Source organism: Amycolatopsis sp. lyj-90 (assembly GCF_046549035.1).
Lineage (GTDB): Bacteria > Actinomycetota > Actinomycetes > Mycobacteriales > Pseudonocardiaceae > Amycolatopsis.
In genome coordinates, this window is the sequence record NZ_JAJPWP010000003.1 from 676482 (window position 1) to 693297 (window position 16816).

At 69.2% G+C, this 16816-nt stretch carries 14 protein-coding genes; 9 read left to right on the forward strand and 5 right to left on the reverse strand.

Annotation, left to right across the window (positions count from 1 at the left end):
- Positions 1-24 precede the first annotated feature (24 nt).
- Positions 25-1602 (forward strand): ABC transporter permease, encoded by a 1578-nt coding sequence (locus ACLJPX_RS14770; RefSeq protein ID WP_410600750.1) that lies wholly within the window; start codon positions 25-27, stop codon positions 1600-1602.
- Positions 1602-2624: an ABC transporter ATP-binding protein gene (locus ACLJPX_RS14775; protein WP_410600574.1), complete on the forward strand. Its 1023-nt coding sequence runs from the start codon at positions 1602-1604 to the stop codon at positions 2622-2624. Before ACLJPX_RS14770 ends, ACLJPX_RS14775 begins: the two co-directional genes overlap by 1 nt.
- Before the next feature lie 59 nt (positions 2625-2683).
- Here ACLJPX_RS14775 and ACLJPX_RS14780 read toward each other — a convergent pair whose 3' ends face one another.
- The 3 genes from ACLJPX_RS14780 to ACLJPX_RS14790 are packed head-to-tail and all read right to left on the reverse strand — an operon-like array spanning position 2684 to position 5642.
- On the reverse strand, positions 2684-3562 hold the full coding sequence (locus ACLJPX_RS14780; protein ID WP_410600575.1) for an ABC transporter permease: 879 nt from the start codon (positions 3560-3562) through the stop codon (positions 2684-2686).
- Positions 3559-4554 (reverse strand): ABC transporter ATP-binding protein, encoded by a 996-nt coding sequence (locus ACLJPX_RS14785; RefSeq protein WP_410600576.1) that lies wholly within the window; start codon positions 4552-4554, stop codon positions 3559-3561. Before ACLJPX_RS14785 ends, ACLJPX_RS14780 begins: the two co-directional genes overlap by 4 nt.
- Positions 4551-5642 carry a LolA family protein gene (locus ACLJPX_RS14790; RefSeq protein ID WP_410600577.1) on the reverse strand — a complete coding sequence of 364 codons (1092 nt, stop codon included), beginning with the start codon at positions 5640-5642 and terminating at the stop codon, positions 4551-4553. Before ACLJPX_RS14790 ends, ACLJPX_RS14785 begins: the two co-directional genes overlap by 4 nt.
- A gap of 144 nt (positions 5643-5786) precedes the next feature.
- Between ACLJPX_RS14790 and ACLJPX_RS14795 the strand changes: the two genes are divergently transcribed.
- The 3 genes from ACLJPX_RS14795 to ACLJPX_RS14805 are packed head-to-tail and all read left to right on the forward strand — an operon-like array spanning position 5787 to position 8245.
- A complete protein-coding gene (locus ACLJPX_RS14795; RefSeq protein ID WP_410600578.1) occupies positions 5787-6515 on the forward strand; it encodes a response regulator transcription factor in 729 nt (242 codons plus the stop codon).
- Positions 6512-7840 carry an ATP-binding protein gene (locus tag ACLJPX_RS14800; RefSeq protein WP_410600579.1) on the forward strand — a complete coding sequence of 443 codons (1329 nt, stop codon included), beginning with the start codon at positions 6512-6514 and terminating at the stop codon, positions 7838-7840. Before ACLJPX_RS14795 ends, ACLJPX_RS14800 begins: the two co-directional genes overlap by 4 nt.
- A 9-nt stretch (positions 7841-7849) precedes the next feature.
- Entirely contained in the window at positions 7850-8245 is a 396-nt protein-coding gene (locus ACLJPX_RS14805; protein ID WP_410600580.1) for a (deoxy)nucleoside triphosphate pyrophosphohydrolase, read from the forward strand.
- A gap of 74 nt (positions 8246-8319) precedes the next feature.
- Here the strand turns inward: ACLJPX_RS14805 and trpS are convergent, their stop codons facing one another.
- Complete coding sequence (gene trpS, locus ACLJPX_RS14810) at positions 8320-9285, reverse strand: tryptophan--tRNA ligase (RefSeq protein ID WP_410600581.1); 966 nt, start codon at positions 9283-9285, stop codon at positions 8320-8322.
- A 345-nt stretch (positions 9286-9630) separates the two neighbouring features.
- Here trpS and ACLJPX_RS14815 point away from each other — a divergent pair, with 345 nt between their 5' ends.
- Positions 9631-9930 carry a YciI family protein gene (locus tag ACLJPX_RS14815; protein ID WP_410600582.1) on the forward strand — a complete coding sequence of 100 codons (300 nt, stop codon included), beginning with the start codon at positions 9631-9633 and terminating at the stop codon, positions 9928-9930.
- Positions 9931-9950: 20 nt separating this feature from the next.
- Here the strand turns inward: ACLJPX_RS14815 and ACLJPX_RS14820 are convergent, their stop codons facing one another.
- Positions 9951-10109: a hypothetical protein gene (locus ACLJPX_RS14820; protein ID WP_168214406.1), complete on the reverse strand. Its 159-nt coding sequence runs from the start codon at positions 10107-10109 to the stop codon at positions 9951-9953.
- A 209-nt stretch (positions 10110-10318) separates the two neighbouring features.
- Here ACLJPX_RS14820 and typA point away from each other — a divergent pair, with 209 nt between their 5' ends.
- The 3 genes from typA to ACLJPX_RS14835 all read left to right on the forward strand — a co-directional run bounded on the left by typA (position 10319) and on the right by ACLJPX_RS14835 (position 16689).
- Complete coding sequence (typA, locus tag ACLJPX_RS14825) at positions 10319-12241, forward strand: translational GTPase TypA (RefSeq protein WP_101610467.1); 1923 nt, start codon at positions 10319-10321, stop codon at positions 12239-12241.
- 645 nt (positions 12242-12886) lie between these two features.
- Positions 12887-14596, forward strand: a complete 1710-nt coding sequence (locus ACLJPX_RS14830; protein WP_410600751.1) for an ABC transporter family substrate-binding protein — start codon at positions 12887-12889, stop codon at positions 14594-14596.
- A gap of 287 nt (positions 14597-14883) precedes the next feature.
- On the forward strand, positions 14884-16689 hold the full coding sequence (locus ACLJPX_RS14835; protein WP_410600583.1) for an ABC transporter family substrate-binding protein: 1806 nt from the start codon (positions 14884-14886) through the stop codon (positions 16687-16689).
- Positions 16690-16816 lie beyond the last annotated feature (127 nt).

Consider the following 16816-nt stretch of genomic DNA (forward strand, 5'->3'; position numbering starts at 1 on the left):
GGCGCCGGGCTGGCCGCACTCGCCGTGCTGCCGCTCGGTTTCCTCGTGGTGTTCTTCGCCTGGCCGGTCGCGGCGATCATCGGCCGGGGTTTCGGTTCCGGCGGGGTCGGTACGGCCATCGGCGACCCGCTGACCTGGAAGCTCGCGGGATTCACCGTCGCCAGCGCCGGGGTTTCGACGATCGTCGCGGTGCTCGCGGGTTTGCCGGTCGCGTTCCTGCTCGCGCGAGTGCGGCTGCCGGGTGTCTCGCTGGTCCGGACCCTCGTGCTGGTGCCGTTCGTGCTGCCGACCGTCGTGGTCGGCCTGGCGTTCCGCGCGCTCTGGCCCGACGGCGGGCTGCTGCCGTTGGTACTGGCCAACGCCTTCTTCAACGTCGCCGTCGTCGCGCGTACGGTTTCCGGGCTGTGGAGCCATCTCGACCCGCGCACCGTGGACGCGGCGCGGGCGCTGGGCGCGTCGCCGTGGCGTGCCTTCCGCTCGGTGACGCTACCCGCGCTCGGGCCGGCGATCGCGTCCTCGGCGGCGGTGGTGTTCTTGTTCTGCGCCACCAGTTTCGGGGTCGTGCTCATTCTCGGTGGGTCGAAGTTCCGGACCCTGGAGACCGAGATCTACCTGCGCACGGTCGACCTGCTCGACCTCTCCGGCGCGGCCGCGCTGTCGCTGGTGCAGTTCGCCGCCGTCGTCGCCGCGCTGGTCGTGGGGGCGCTGGCGAGACGACGCAGGGAGAACGTGGTCCGGCTGCGTTCGCGGAGCGAGACCGCCCGACGGCCCAGGGGCGGCGAGTGGTGGGCCGTCTCCGCCGGTCTCGCGGTGATCGCGCTCCTGATGACGCCGATCGTGGCGCTGCTCCTCGAGTCCGTGTCCACTTCGGATGGCTGGAGCCTCGCCGGGTACGAAGCCCTCGCCGGTCAGGGATCCCGTGGCGCGCTGCAGGTTTCGGGCTGGGACGCGGCGTCGATGTCGCTGCGGACGGCGTTCGACGCGACCCTGCTCGCGATGATCGTCGGGGTACTGGCCTCGGTCGTGCTGGTGGCGCTGCGCCGCACACCGGGCAAGCTGGCGCGGGGGATGGGCGAGACGATGGACGCGGCGCTGATGCTGCCGCTGGGCGTGTCCGCGGTGACCGTCGGTTTCGGCTATCTCGTCACGCTCGACGCGCTGCCGGGAGACCTGCGGACGTCGCCACTGCTGGTCCCGCTCGCGCAGGCGCTGGTGATCATCCCGTTGATCGTGCGGATGGTGCTGCCGGTGCTCCGGTCGGTCGACGTCCGGCTCCGGCAGGCCGCTTCGACCCTCGGCGCGAGCCCCGGCCGGGTGTGGCGGGAGATCGATCTCCCGCTGACGGCGCGTTCGCTGGTCGCGGCCGCCGGTTTCGGTTACGTGGTCGCGCTCGGCGAGTTCGGCGCGACGAGCTTCCTGGCCAGGCCGGACGCGCCGACGCTGCCCGTCGCCGTCGCGACGCTGATCTCGCGGCCGGGCGAGCTGAACAACCAGATGGCCTACGCGGCCTGCGCGCTGCTCATGATCGTGACCGTGGTGGCGGTGGTGCTGATCGACCGGTTCGGCGCGGTCCGCGGGCAGAATTCGGTAGGGGAGTTCTAGTGTCGCTGTCGGTACGGGAGTTGACCGTCCACTATGGATCTTTTGCGGCCGTGAAGGACGCCGGGCTGGACATCGCCGACGGCGAGGTGCTGGCGCTGCTCGGCCCGTCCGGTTCGGGGAAGTCGACGCTGCTGCGGGCGATCACCGGGCTGGAGCCGCTGACGTCGGGCACCGTGCGGTGGGACGGCGAGGACCTCTCCGGCGTCCCCGTGCACCGGCGGGGGTTCGGGCTGGTGTTCCAGGACGGGCAGCTGTTCCCGCACCAGGACGTCGCCTCGAACATCGCGTTCGGCCTGCGGATGCACGACGTCCCGCGCGCCGAACACGCGGAGCGGGTCCGGGCGCTGCTCGACCTGGTCGGGCTCAGCGGTTACGAGCGGCGGAGGGTCACCGAACTGTCCGGTGGGCAGGCCCAACGGGTCGCGCTGGCCCGCGCGCTGGCGCCGGAACCGCGGCTCCTGCTGTTGGACGAACCACTGTCCGGTCTGGACGCCGGACTGCGCGAGCAGCTGGCGATCGATCTCGCGGCTTTGTTGCGGCGCAGCAAGATCACCGCGTTGCTGGTCACGCACGATCAGGAAGAGGCGTTCACCCTCGCGGACCGCGTCGCCGTCCTCGACGACGGCGAGATCCGGCAGGAGGGCGCGGTGCGCCGGGTCTGGCGGCAGCCGGTGGACGAGGGGGTGGCGCGGTTCCTCGGCGTCACCACGTTCGTCGACGGCGAGGCGTCCGGCGGGACGGTGCGGAGCGCGCTCGGCGAGGTCGCCTTGCCCGACGTCAAGGACGGTGTGGTGCGGCTGGGACTGCGGCCGCATGGTCTGCGGGTCGCCCCGGAAGGCGTCGAGGCCGAGGTCACCGCGGTGGTGCACCGGCGAGAGCACGTCCGGCTCGTGGTCACGATCGGTGATCTGTCCACTGTGGACGCCGTCGCGCCGGTGACCGCCGATCTGCGCCCCGGCGACACCGTGCGGCTCACCCTGGACCCCGACGGCGTCGCCCTGCTCCCGCAAGTCGTCCTCTAGTTGCGGTAGTTGCGCATACGAACTACCGCGACTAGAGGACGAGTTGCGAGGTCGGCGGGTCAGCCGTCGCGGGTGGTGAGGCGCGCGTAGGCGATCGAGAGCCCGATGGCGATGTAGCAAGCGGCGCGCAGCGCGCCTTCGCCGAGCATCGTGGTGTCGATCGGATCCATCAGCACCGAAGCCGGTGCTTGCGTCCAGTCCTGGTTGAGCAGGAACGGATGCAGCCACGAAACCGCGTCCAGGAAACCGAGGATGGTGAACACGATCGTCCCGGCCAGCACCGAGGCGACGACCAGCATCGGGTGTTCGGTGAACGCCGAGATCGCGAGCGCGACCGCCCCGATCGCCCAGAGCTGCAGGACCACCCACGCGGCCACGAGGAGGATGCGGCCCAGCGCGTCCCAGACGCTCAGCGTCGAGCCGGTGAGGGTGAACATCGAGTCGGCGCCGCTGATGATCAGCCCGGTGACGAAACCGGTGAACGTCATGGCCAGTACGGCGATCGTCGAAACCGTCGCGACGCCGAACGCCTTGATCGCGAGCAGCCTGCCCCGGCCGACCGGGGCGATCAGCCAGCCCCGCAGCGTCCCGTGCGCAGCTTCGCCCGCGATCGCGTCCGCCCCGGCCATCGCCGCGGCGAGCGGGAGCAGCAGCCCCAGCGTCATCGTCAAGGCCGCGACCGGCAGGATGAACCCGTTGCTCATCGCGGACGCGAGCAGCGCGCCGTCCCCGCCGCCGCCACCACCGTTCGCCTCCGCAGGGTCGACCAGTGTGAGCGCGACCCCGATCACGATCGGGATCAGCGCGAGCAGCCCCAGCACGGCCAGCGTGCGGGGCCGCCGGAAGATCCAGCGCAGTTCGGCGCGGTACAACCGGAGCAGGCCGACACTGTCTTGGCCGGTCCGTGCCGCGGGTGCCGCGGCCAGAGCGTGGGTCACGACTCCCCCTCACCGTCTACAGTGGACTCCGGCTGGGTCAGCCGGGCGAACAGGTCTTCCAGTCCGGTCCGCGCCCTCGCCGCCTCGTGCACGGCCACCCCGGCCGTCACCAGATGACGCAGCACGTCGGGAGCTTCGGCGGCGGTGAGGTCCACGCGGACGCCGTCCGGCGTGAGCCTGCTGCCGATCCTGTTCTCCCGCAACGTTTCCACCGCGAGCTCGGCGTCCGGCGTCCGCACCAGCAGCGCCGCGTTCCCCGACTCCAGCAGTTCCGTGAGCTCGCCCTGGGCGATCACGTTTCCCGACTGGAGCACCGCGACGTGCGTGCAGGTCGCCTCGACCTCGGCCAGCAGATGCGAAGACACCAGCACGGTGACACCGTCGGCGTGCAGTTCCTCGATGATCCGGCGGATCTCCCTGGTACCGGCCGGATCGAGACCGTTGGTCGGTTCGTCGAGCACGACCATCCGCCGCGGCACGAGCAGCGCGCTCGCCAGCCCCATCCGCTGCTTCATCCCCAGCGAATACCCCTTGTAGCGCCGGTTCGAGGCGTCGGTCAGGCCGACGCGCTCAAGTGCCGCGTCGACCGCGCCGGGGATCCCGGCCGAGGCCAGCCTCGGTTCGGCCGCGGCCACGCGCAGCAGGTTTTCGCGCCCCGAAAGAAAAGGGTGGAAGCCCGGCCCTTCGACCAGCGCGCCGACGTCGGGCAGCGCGTGCGCCGCCTCGTCGGGCATCTTCTTGCCGAAGAGTTCGACCTCGCCCTCGGTGGGGCGCACCAGACCGAGCAGCATCCGGATGGTCGTCGTCTTGCCCGAACCGTTGGGGCCGAGCATCCCCAGCACGGCGCCTTCGGGAACGTCGAGATCGACGTGGTCCACGGCCACCGTGCGGCCGTAGACCTTGCGCAGGCCCCTGGTGCGGGCCGCCATGGGTACCGCCGGGGCGGACGCCTCCTGAGAGACGCCCGTCCCGGCTTCGAACGTGGTGGTCACTTCGCGGCCAATGCCTCGAAGAGAACCTGCTCCGGCACCGCGCCGACGGCGTAGCGGCCGTCGTCGGTCAGCACGCCGGTGCCGACCTTGGTGGTCACCAGCCAGCCACTGCCCCACGCGCCGCTGACCGGCTTGGCGAACCGCGAAAGCAGCGCCTTCGGGTCGACCTGGCGGCCTTCCTCGTCCTTCGCGGAACCGGCCTTGGCCAGCGCGTCGGCCGGGATCTTGCCGGTGATCGCGGTGTCCCAGCCGTCGCCGACGACCTTGACCTCGGACTTCGCCTCCTCGGCGAGTTCACGGTTCTTCGGGTCGACCTCGGCGGTCTTCTCGGTCACCTTCGCGCCCTTCGGCGGGGTGAACTCGAAGTTCGACGCGGGCTGGTTCGCGAAGTTGATCTCGCTGAACGAAACCTCGAACGCCGGCGAGGAGGTGCCGTTGGCCAGCACCGTCAGCCGCAGCGGCAGCCGGGTCTGCTCGTCGATCGCGACCCGGATCTCCCGCAGGAGCGTCCGCTCGGTCGGCTTCGGGGTCAGCACCAGCTCGTACGCGGACCGGCTCGCCACCGAGGACGTCCCGTCGACGGCGATAGTGCTGCTCTCGCGCACCTTGCCGAGCAGCTCCGAAGCCACCGTGGCCGGGTCGACGGCCTGGCCCTCGACCTTGTTCTGGTGCTCCTTGGCCAGGTCGGCCGGGATGGTCACCTTGGTCGCGGAGTTGTCCTTGGAGTTGTACTCCCAGACGGACTGGCCGTTCCGGACGATGGTCTGCTGGCTGGAGCCCTCGGTGAGCGACACCTTGCTCTTGCCCGCGCCGTCGGTCGAGATCTGCGCCGAGTCGATGTTCAGCGCCGACACCCCCGGCAGCGTGCTGCCGACCTGCGGCAGGCCGAGGTCGTTGCTGACCTTGACCTTCCCGTCGAACGCGGCGGGCTTAGCGTTGAGCGTGGACTGCACCAGCTCTTCGGCGCTGATCTGCGGCAAGACCGGAGCGTCACCCGCGGTGGCCGGCATCGCGACGACGGCGAGCCCGCCGACGCCCAGTGCCGTTCCCACCACCGCCGCGGTGATGGCCTTCCTCTTCGGATCCATGCTGTCTCTCCCTGTTTCCCCGGGCCTCAGTGTGCTCGGGTCTTGGCGACAACGCTTCCCCGGAAACGCTGAGATACCACTCAGACTCCGCCGTCGGAGCTGAGATGGCGCTGAGAGCTCGCGCGTGAGCTGGTGAAAGCGTGAATGATGAAGGACGTGAAACCTCGAGTACTGGTGGTCGACGACGAGCCCGGCGTGCGCAAGGCGCTGCAGCGCGGGCTGCGCGCCGAGGACATGGACGTGGTCACCGCCGCCGACGGGCCCAGCGGCCTGCGGCTCGCGCAGACAGGTTCCTTCGACGTCGTGCTGCTCGACATCATGCTCCCGGGTCTCTCCGGCTACCGCGTGCTCGAACGGCTGCGGGCGCTCGGCGTCACCACGCCGGTGTTGATGATCTCCGCGAAGGACGGCGAGGTCGACCAGGCCGACGGCCTCGACCTCGGCGCCGACGGCTACCTCGTGAAGCCGTTCTCGTTCGTCGTCCTGGTCGCGCAGGTGCGCGCGGTGCTGCGGCGGGCCTCGCCGGACGCGATCCGCGGGCCGCTGCGGATCGGCTCGCTCGAAGTCGACCGGAGCCTGCGGCAGGTCCGCTACGACGGCATCGAGGTGGCGTTCAGCCCGCGCGAGTTCGCGCTGCTGGAGGTGCTGGCGGGCCGGGCGGGAACGGTGGTCACCAAGGACGAGCTGCTGCGCGCCGTCTGGGGTGACGAGCAGGCCGCGACCCGCAACGTCGTCGAGGTCTACGTCGGCTACGTGCGCCGCAAGCTCGACGCCGTCGGAGCGGGCGCCCTGGTCCGGACCGTGCGGGGGCACGGATATCTGGCCTCGGACGCGCAGCTCGACGAAGTGATCGCCCCGGCGGGACAGGGGTGATCGGCTCGCCGTCTTGGTGGCGCCGCCGTTCGCTCCAGGTCCGGATCACCCTGCTCACGGCCGCGGTCACGCTCGGGTTCCTGCTCGGGCTGGCGGCGGTCGCCGGGGACAACCTCCAGCCGTTGCTCATCGGCTCGGTCGACGACGAACTGAGCGCCCAGCTGGAGACCGCGAAGGCCGACGTCTCGGCCGGGCGGCGGCCGACGGCCTCGGCGGTCACCGTCCGTGTCCTCGACACCGGTGGCGGCCCGGTCGACGGCCTGCCACCCGCGAACCTGGGCACCGCGGAGGTCCGCGCGCTGAAGGCGGGGGAATCGGTCACCACCGGCGGTGAGCACAGCTGGCGCTGGGCGGGCACCGTGGTCACCGCGCCCGACGGGCAGCAACGGATCGTCGTCGTGGGCGCGGGCTTGGTCGGCTTCGCGACCGCTGTGCACTCCGGTGGGCTGTGGCTGTTCGCGGTGGCGTCCGTCGGTGCGGTGGGCGCCGGGATCGCGACCTGGCTGCTGGTGCGGTTCGCGCTGCGGCCGGTGGCCCGGATGCGCGGGTCGGTGCGGGCGCTCCCGCCGGGAGCGCGGCTGCCGCTGCCGGACTCGCACGACGAACTCCGCGCGCTGGCCGAGGAGTTCAACGCCCTGCTGGCGCGGCAGGAAGAGGGGGCCGACCGGTTGCGGCGGTTCACCGGGGACGCCGCGCACGAGCTCCGCTCGCCGGTCGCGTCGATCCGCGTGCAGGCCGAGGTCGCCGTCACCAATCCCGATCCCGAGCTCGCCCAGGAGACGCTCTCTGACGTCCTTGAGGAGGCGGAGCGGCTCTCCGCGCTGCTCGACGGGCTGCTCGCGCTGGCGAGGTCGGACGCGGGGGAGGTGCCGCCCGCGGAACCGGTCGAGCTGGTGAGCGAGATCCGGGCGGCCGTCGCGCGGATGCCCGCCGACGCGCCGGAGATCCGCGTGAGCGGCACCGTCGGGACGGCGTGGGCGCTGGCCACGCACGCCGAGGTCGAGCTGGTGCTGAGCAATCTGCTGCGCAACGCGGGCCGGTACGCGCGGGGGCAGATCGTGGTGTCGGTGCTGGCGGCGCGGTCCACCGTGCGGGTGGTGGTCGACGACGACGGGCCGGGTATCGCGCCTGAGCACCGTGAGCGGGTCTTCGACCGCTTCTACCGTGTTTCCGATTCGCGGGCGCGCTCCTCCGGCGGGACCGGGCTGGGGCTGGCGATGGTCGCGGAGGCCGTCCGGCGGCGCGGGGGCCGGGTGCGCGTCGGCGAATCACCCGATGGCGGAGCGCGGTTCCAGGTCGTCTGGCAGGCGGCGCGGCCTCAGTAGGGTGTGCGCGTGGTGATCGTGGGTGCCGCCCTCGTGCGGAACGGACAGTTGCTGGCGCAGCAGCGGGCTTGGCCCGCCGACCACGCCGGGCAGTGGGAGCTGCCGGGCGGGCGGGTCGAGGACGGCGAAAGCGACGAGGCCGCCTTGGCGCGTGAATGCCAGGAGGAACTGGACGTCGCCGTGACGGTCGGGGGCCGGGTCGGCGACGACGTCCCGCTGCCGAACGGGAAGGTGCTGCGGATCTACGCCGCTTCGCTGGTCACCGCCGGGGCCGAGCCGCGGGCGGTGGAACACAAGGACGTCCGGTGGATCTCCGCGCACGAGCTCGACGATCTCGACTGGCTCCCTGCGGACCGCGTCCTGCTCCCGGCTCTGCACGCCCTGCTCTCCGGTGCCGGACGCTAGGAAAGGCCCGTTGCTTGCAAATTTTGCAAGCAACGGGCCTTTCCTAGCGTCTCGCGACCCGGATCCAGGCGCGTTCAGCCCGCCCCGATGAGCCGCAGCGCGGACTGGAGCCGGTGTTCGCCCCGCTCCGCCGCCCGGACGGCACCCGCCTTGCGGACCCGCTCCAGCTCACCGGGGTCGGCGAGTAGCGCCAGCGCGCCCTCCCGGACCGGCCGCAGCTCCTCGATGAGCGCCTCGGCGACGGCCTCTTTCACCTGGCCGTAGGAGTCGTACCGGTCGGCGAGGACCTCGGGCTTCTCCTTGACGCACGCCGCGAGGATGTCCAGCAGGTTCGCCATCCCCGGCCGGGTTTCCGGCGCGTAGGCGGGCTTGGCCCCGCCGTCGGTCACCGCGCGTTTCACCTTCCGCCTGACCTGGTCGGCCTCGTCGAGGACGAAGATGACCCCGGCCTCCTCCCGCGTCGATTTCGACATCTTCCGCGTCGGCACGGCGAGGTCCATGATCCGCGCGCCGGCGGGCGGCAGCACCGCCTTCGGCATGGTGAACACGTCGCCGTAAGTGGAGTTGAACCGCTTCGCCAGCGTTCTCGCCAGTTCGACGTGCTGCCGCTGGTCCTCGCCGACCGGGACCTCACCCGCGCCCTGCAGCAGGATGTCCGCCGCCATCAGCACCGGATAGGTCAGCAGGGACAGCCGGACGCCAGCCTGGCCCTTCGACTTCTCCTTGAATTGGATCATCCTGGCGGCCTCGCCGTAGTTGCAGGTGCACTCGAGGACCCAGTTGAGGGCGCCCAGCTCGCGGGCGATGTCGGACTGCACGAACACGCGGTCCGGCTCGATCCCGGCCGCGATCAGCACGGCCAGCTGTTCGGAAGCCATCGAGCGCAGCTTCGCCGGATTGTGCGAGTTCGTCATCGCGTGCAGGTCGGAGACGAAGTACAGGTCGTCCGGCCCGCCCTCGTCCGCCCAGCGCCGGATGGCCCCCAGGTGGTTCCCGACGTGGACATGGCCGGACGGGGTGATCCCGGACAACCTGATCATCTGCCTTCTTCCTTCCGGATTCGGGCCGCCCCAGGGTCCGGGCACGAAAAAGGCCGCCCGGTGGGGCGGCCTGGTGGTGCGCTGGTGTGGTTCAGCGCAGGACTGCGGGGCCGCCGGAGGGCGGCCACCACTGGGCGTTCTGCGCGCGCATGCCCGTCATCCTACCCAGGTCCCGCAAGTAGTCCTCTTGTCGCGATAGTTCGGCATCTAACTACCGCGACAAGAGGACTACTTGCGGGGGGAGAAAAGGCGCGCGTCACTCATTCCGGGCAGGTCGCGTCAACACTTCATATCGGCCGGGGCAGTACGCCCGTCATTTTGGCGATCCGGGTCTACCGTCGTCTCATGTATGTCGTCCTCTTGACCTACACCGCGCCTATCGAAGAAGTCGACTACGTGCTCCCGGATCACGCCGACTGGCTGACCAAGCAGTACGAGCACGGCAATTTCCTCGCCTCCGGCAGGCGGAACCCCCGCATCGGCGGCGTCATCATCACCAGGCCCATGGCCAGGGGAAAGCTGGACGCGATCCTCGCGACCGACCCCTTCTCGATCAAGCACATGGCCGCCTACGAGGTGATCGAATTCTCTCCGACCCGGACCGCGCCGGAACTGCGGGCGGTCAACGAGGCGGTGGTGCACTGACGATCTTCACGAGGACGCTGTCAGGCCGCTTTCGCGATCTTCGTCTTCGCCTTTTTCAGGGCGAGAACGGGGCATTTTCCGCACCGTGACTTCGACCTGCAGCATTTCTTCTTGACCTTGCCGGACTTCATCCATTTGCGCACGAGCTTGCGCGGGTCGTCGGGAAGTTTCTTGCCCACTCGAGCTCCTCGTCGGACTGCGTCGGCGACGCCTTCACGTTAGGTGAGGCTAACCGATCTTGGGGCGTGGGGGTGCTCACAGTTCGGCTACAGGTACCCTGGTGTGGTCTGCGTATGGCCAAAGTCGGCCGACGTTACTCGATCGCGTGAGTGAGCACTCGAGGCGGCGCGGGCACCACACCCGAACTTGAAACCTTTGGAGCCTTCGCGTGCCCGCAGCCAGCGCCACCGCAGTCGATGCCGGCCGCCATTCCGGCAAGACCCGGCCCGACCTGCGCAACGTCGCCATCGTCGCACACGTCGACCACGGTAAGACGACCCTCGTCGACGCCATGCTCCGGCAGTCCGGCGCCTTCGAGGAGCGCGCCGAACTCGTCGACCGCGTGATGGACTCCGGGGAACTCGAGCGGGAAAAGGGCATCACCATTCTCGCGAAGAACACCTCCATCCACCGCGAGACCGAGAACGGCCCGGTGACCATCAACGTCATCGACACCCCCGGCCACGCCGACTTCGGCGGCGAGGTCGAACGGGGACTGGCCATGGTCGACGGCGTCGTCCTGCTGGTCGACGCCAGTGAGGGTCCGCTCCCGCAGACCCGGTTCGTCCTGCGCAAGACCCTCGAAGCCGGCCTGCCGGTGATCCTCGTGGTCAACAAGACCGACCGTCCCGACGCCCGGATCTCCGAGGTCGTCGAGGAGACCCACGACCTGCTTCTCGACCTGGCGGGCGACATCGAGGACGCCGACCTCGACGCGATCCTCGACCTGCCGGTCGTGTTCGCCTCCGCGCGAGCGGGCAAGGCGAGCCTCGAGCAGCCCGCCGACGGCGCGGTGCCCGAGAGCGAGAACCTCGACCCGCTGTTCGAGACCCTGCTGCGTCACGTGCCGCCGCCCTTCGCGGACCGGGAAGGACCGCTGCGCGCGCTGGTCACCAACCTCGACGCGTCGAACTTCCTCGGCCGGATCGCGCTGATCCGCATCCACTCCGGCAACCTGCGCAAGGGCCAGACCGTGGCCTGGATGCGCGAGGACGGCACCATCCAGAACGTCCGGATCTCCGAACTGCTCGTCACCGAGGCGCTCACCCGCGTCCCGGCGACCGAGGCCAGCGCGGGCGAACTGGTCGCCATCGCGGGCATCCCCGAGATCACCATCGGCGACACGCTGGCCGACGTCGAGAACCCCGAGGCGCTGCCCCGGATCGCCGTCGACGAGCCCGCCATCTCGATGACCATCGGTGTCAACACCTCGCCGCTGGCCGGCCGCAGCGGCGGCGACAAGGTCACCGCCCGTCTGGTCAAGGCCCGCCTCGACCAGGAGCTGATCGGTAACGTCAGCATCAAGGTGCTGCCGACCGAGCGTCCCGACACCTGGGAGGTCCAGGGCCGTGGCGAGCTGGCGCTGGCGATCCTCGTCGAGCAGATGCGCCGCGAGGGCTTCGAGCTGACCGTCGGCAAGCCGCAGGTGGTCACCCGGATGATCGACGGCAAGCTGCACGAGCCGTTCGAGCGCCTGTCGATCGACTCCCCGGAGGAGCACCTCGGCGGCATCACGCAGCTGCTGGCCGCTCGCAAGGGCCGCATGGAGCACATGGGCGGGCACGGCTCGGGCCGGATCAAGCTCGACTACGTCCTCCCGGCGCGCGGCCTGATCGGCTTCCGCACCGACTTCCTCACCGAGACCCGCGGCACCGGTATCGCGAACCACGTCTTCGAGGGCTACTTCCCGTGGGCGGGCGAGATCCGCACCCGCCACTCCGGCTCCTTGGTCGCCGACCGCTCCGGCCCGATCACCGCGTACGCGATGATCCAGCTGGCCGACCGCGGCACCTTCTTCGTCGAGCCGGGCGCCGAGGTGTACGAGGGCATGGTCGTGGGCGAGAACCCGCGCGCCGAGGACCTCGACATCAACATCACCAAGGAGAAGAAGCTGACGAACATGCGTCAGTCCTCCGCCGACGTGATGGAGACGCTGGCCCGCCCGCGCAAGATGGGCCTGGAAGAGGCCCTGGAGTTCTGCTCCGTCGACGAATGCGTCGAGGTCGCCCCCGACGTCGTCCGGATCCGCAAGGTCACGCTGGACGTCAACCAGCGCGCCAAGGAGCGGAACCGCAACAAGAACCGCGGTTGATCTCCGCGCGCTGACGTAAACGCGCCGAAGGGGCGCTTGCTCACTCACCGTGAGCAAGCGCCCCTTCGTCATTCCGGGGTTCCGGCGGTCACGCACCGTATTCGATCGGGTGTTTCTTGTGAAAAGGAGTCCTTTCCCGACAATTCCGAGGGCGAAGTCGTTCTCCTTTTTGGACGGTGTTCACAACGCCGGAACGGTCTTCCCCCGGCCGCGAGAGTGCGGTCCCGAGAACGCCGCCGTGAAAACGCGGGATCCTAAATGCGTCCGATGAGGACTCGTCGGAGAGCTTCCCTTCGCTAAACGACGTGAGAACGGCACCGGGGAAGTGATCACGATCGTTTTGCCATGAATCGTCCGGTGGCGAACATTCCGGTGGGCGTTCCGGAATGTTCCGGGCTCGCGGAACCGATTTCCGGCGCGTTCCGGCGGCCGTTCGCCCCGGCCGAAAAGTTTCCTTCGGCCCGGGCAGGAACCTCCCGGGGGTCCCGGACGTCCACCGGAGGGGCGGCATCCGGTCGGGCGACGGCCGGGCCGATATGGGAATCTCGCTGTCAGGGCCGTGCCGGGCGTGGTAGCTCTATGGCGGCGGGGCGAGGGACAAACCAGGAGGATTCAGGCGTGCGGGTAGTGAACACAGCGGCGCCCATGCTGGCGTGCGCGGCCGTGCTCCTCGCTGCCTGCAGCAACACCCCGCCCCCGCCCGTGGTCAGCTCCTCGGCCTCCCCAGTGAGCACCTCGACCACGAAGGCGCCTTCGCAGGTCGTCGTGGGTGTCGACGACGTTCTCGGCGGCTACAACCCGCACAACCTCGCCGACGCCTCCCAGGTGACGTCCGCGCTGTCGCAGCTGCTGCTCCCGTCGGTGTTCCGCCCGAAGGACGACGGCAGCTTCGAGCTGGACAAGAACCTGATGAAGTCCGCCGAGGTCGTCTCGCAGCAGCCGTTCACGGTCGCCTACACGATCCGGCCGGACGCCTCCTGGTCCGACAGCGCGCCGATCGCCGCCGAGGACTTCGCCTACCTCCGCGAGGCGATGCGCGATCAGCCAGGCGTCATCGGCGCAGCGGGCTACCGGCTGATCTCCGACATCCAGTCGCGTGAAGGCGGCAAGCGCGTCGAGGTCACCTTCGGCAAGCCGTACCCGGGCTGGCAGACGCTCTTCAACAACCTCCTGCCCGCGCACCTGCTCAAGGACGCCCCGAACGGCTGGCGGGGCGCGCTGGCGAGCACGTTCCCGGCCGTCGCCGGGCCGTACTCGATCAAGGGGCTCGACACGGCGCGCGGAGAGGTCGTCCTGGAGCGCAACGAGCGCTACTGGGAGAAACCCTCCGCACTGGACCGGATCGTGCTCCGTGCGGCCGATCAGGACGGCACACTGGCCGCTCTGCGCAGCGGCAACGACCAGTTCGTGATGACCAGGACCGACGGCACCGGGCTCAAACGGCTCGGCGAGCTCGGCTCCGCGGTCCAGCTGCACACGGTCGCCCGCCCCACGGTCGCGCAGATCCTCCTGCGGCCGGTGAGCCCGACGCTGTCGGATCCGAAGGTGCGCGAAGGCGTCACCGCGCTGATCGACCGGGGCAAGCTGATCACCGAGGCGGCCGAGGGCGGCCCGTCGGACAAGCTCCGCGCCGACGCCCAGGTCCGCGTCCCGTCGGCCACCGGCTTCCAGCCGACCATCCCGGCGCCCGGCCCGCCGTCGACGGCTGATCCGGCCAGGGGCGAGGAACTGCTCAAATCCGCCGGTTACACCAAGGAAGCCGGGACCTGGCGCAAGAACGGGAAGAACCTTTCGCTGGTCGTCGCCTCTCCCGCCAAGCAGGAGCCGTACGCGACGATCGCCAAGGAGCTGACGGCGCAACTGGTGGCCGCGGGGATCGAGGTCAACGCGATCGCGCCGCAGCCGAGGGAGCTGTTCTCGACGCTGCTGGCCATGCCGGTGCTCAACGGGATCCAGCAGACGACGCCGGAGGGCGCGGGCAACGTCGGCATCGACATCGCCGTGATCGGCCAGGTCACCGGCGGTGCGGACGTCGCGTCGGCGCTGGCGTCCACCTTCGGCTGCCGCCCCGATCAGCTCACCGAGAAGACCAAGGCCGTCGTCCCGGGGAACCCGCTGGGCTTCTGCGACCCGGCCCTGCAGCCGTCGATCGACGCCGCGCTGACCGGCACCACGCCGGTCGCCGACACGCTTTCGACCCTGGAACCGGAATTGTGGCGTCGGAATGTTGCCATTCCGTTGTTCCAGCTGGCCGATACCCTGGCCATCGGCTCTGGTATTTCCGGAGTAACCGCAGGTCCTCCTATGGTGGGCCCTTTCGGGTCGGCGGTGAACTGGACGCGCGGTCCGAAGTAGCCGATTCGAGTCGAAGTTCGCCCCTGGAGGGTGACCTTTCTCGGCACGTTCGAGTGGCCGACTGATTCCTCCAGGTAACCACTGTATTTCTCGATGTCAGCCGCAAGTTACCCTTTGGTCACGATCCCCCCGTAACTGGTGACTGTTCGTGCATTTCCTTTCTAGCGTGCACCCGCAGTGCGCCAAATGAGTGTTGCTTGGCGTGTCATAGGCTCCGGGCCATCTCACCGGAGCGGTGTGGGGTCCTGTTCCGATCTCAGGAGCCCAGTGCTAGGAGGGCACACTTCATGAGGAAGTCCAAGGCAGTCTCCGCCTGGTCGCTCGTCGCGGCCTCCGCGCTTGTGCTGAGCGCATGCAGCGGTGGCGACAGCGGCAGTACCGACCAGAACGGGTCGTCGACCGACATCAAGAGCATGGCGGTCGGCAAGGCGCAGAACGGCGAAAACTTCAAGCTCGCGGACACCCCGGGGTACGAAGGCACCGTCACGGTGGGCATCGACGACGGGTACTCGGGCTACAACAACGACACGCCTGACACCAACTCGTCGTACAACACCTACATCTTGACTGCCGTGCTCGCCGGTGCCGACGTGCTCGACGGCAACAACAAGGTGCTGCTGAACAACGACGTGTTCGACTCCTGGGAGGTCACCACCAAGGAGCCGCAGACCGTCGTTTACAAGATCAAGCCGAACGTCAAGTGGTCCGACGACGCGGCGTTCGACTGTGATGACATGTACCTGTCGTGGCTGGCGCACAGCGGCAAGGCGAAGACCGCGGACGGCAAGCAGGCCTTCCTCGCGGCCTCGACCACCGGCTACTCGCTGATCAACGAGGCGACCTGCAAGGACGACCTCACCTTCGAGACCAAGTACACCGAGCCGTACCTGGACTACAAGGGCCTGTTCAACTCGACCGCGATCATGCCCGCGCACATCATCGAGAAGAACACGAACATCCCGGACATCACCAAGCTGGCCCCGACCGGCGACGCGGCGCAGCTGACCGCCGCCGGCAAGTTCTGGTCGAACGACTTCAAGGGCTTCAAGGCCGAGAACATGCCGGCGTCCGGCCCGTACAAGATCACCGCGTTCGACGCCAACCAGAAGGCCGTCACGCTGGAGAAGAACCCGAAGTGGATCGGTGGCAAGGGTGGCCCCTCCAAGATCGTCGTGAGGGCGATGGAGGACACCAAGGCCATGGCGACCGCGCTGCAGAACGGTGAGATCGACGTCGCGGCGTCGACCCAGCCGGACGCCACCGCGGCCAACACCCTCAAGAGCCTTTCGGCTCAGGGCGTGACCTACGGTTCGGGTTCGCAGCTGACCTTCGAGCACTTCGACTTGAACTACAAGAAGATCTTCGCGGACAAGTCGCTGCGCAAGGCGTTCTTCGAGGTGGTCAACCGCCAGGAGATCACCGACAAGCTGCTCAAGGAAGTCCAGGCCGACGCGACCCCGCTGAACAGCATCGTGTTCATGCCGGGCGAGCAGGGCTTCAAGGACCTGTACAGCAGCAAGGCCGGTCTCGGTGCCGAGGCCGCCGCCAAGACGCTGACCGAGGCCGGCTGGGCCAAGGGCGCTGACGGCATCTTCGCCAAGGACGGGAAGCGCGCTTCGTTCAAGATCTCGCACAACCAGAACGCCCGCCGGACGCAGACCGTCGAGATCGTGATCTCGCAGGCCAAGCTCGCCGGTATCGAGATCACCGACGAAACCGACGCCAACTTCCTGAAGGGTGGCCGTCTCGCGGCCGGTGACTACGAAGTCGCGCTCTTCGGCTGGTCGGCCGCTCCGTTCAAGGCCGAGCAGAAGTCGATCTACATCACCCGGGTCGACGACAGCAGCCAGAACTACCAGGGCCTGTCCAACCCGACGATCGACTCCTCCTTCGAGGCGGCCGTGAAGGCCACCGACGAGGCCGTGCAGCTGGAGAACTACCAGAAGGCGGACCAGGCGATCGCGGACGAGTACGCGACTCTGCCGCTGTTCCAGACCCCGTCCATGTGGGCGTTCAAGGGCATCGACCGCACTTACATGCAGTCGTACAACGGTGTCCTGTGGAACGTCGGTGAGTGGGAGCAGAAGAAGTAGGGTCTAGGCCCGCTTTTTCTCACCATTCGCCTACGCGATCCTGGTGGTACGGGGCCCGGTCAAAAGCCGGGCCCCGTACCCGCCGGAAGTAGCTGTTGACCGTAGGGTTACCGCCACTACGGTGGAC

Bases quoted from the DNA above. Each gene is read 5' to 3' on its own strand.
- ACLJPX_RS14790 (WP_410600577.1), bottom strand. From the start codon at position 5,642: ATGGATCCGAAGAGGAAGGCCATCACCGCGGCGGTGGTGGGAACGGCA.
- ACLJPX_RS14795 (WP_410600578.1), top strand. From the start codon at position 5,787: ATGATGAAGGACGTGAAACCTCGAGTACTGGTGGTCGACGACGAGCCC.
- trpS (WP_410600581.1), bottom strand. From the start codon at position 9,285: ATGATCAGGTTGTCCGGGATCACCCCGTCCGGCCATGTCCACGTCGGG.
- ACLJPX_RS14815 (WP_410600582.1), top strand. From the start codon at position 9,631: ATGTATGTCGTCCTCTTGACCTACACCGCGCCTATCGAAGAAGTCGAC.
- ACLJPX_RS14830 (WP_410600751.1), top strand. From the start codon at position 12,887: ATGCTGGCGTGCGCGGCCGTGCTCCTCGCTGCCTGCAGCAACACCCCG.
- ACLJPX_RS14835 (WP_410600583.1), top strand. From the start codon at position 14,884: ATGAGGAAGTCCAAGGCAGTCTCCGCCTGGTCGCTCGTCGCGGCCTCC.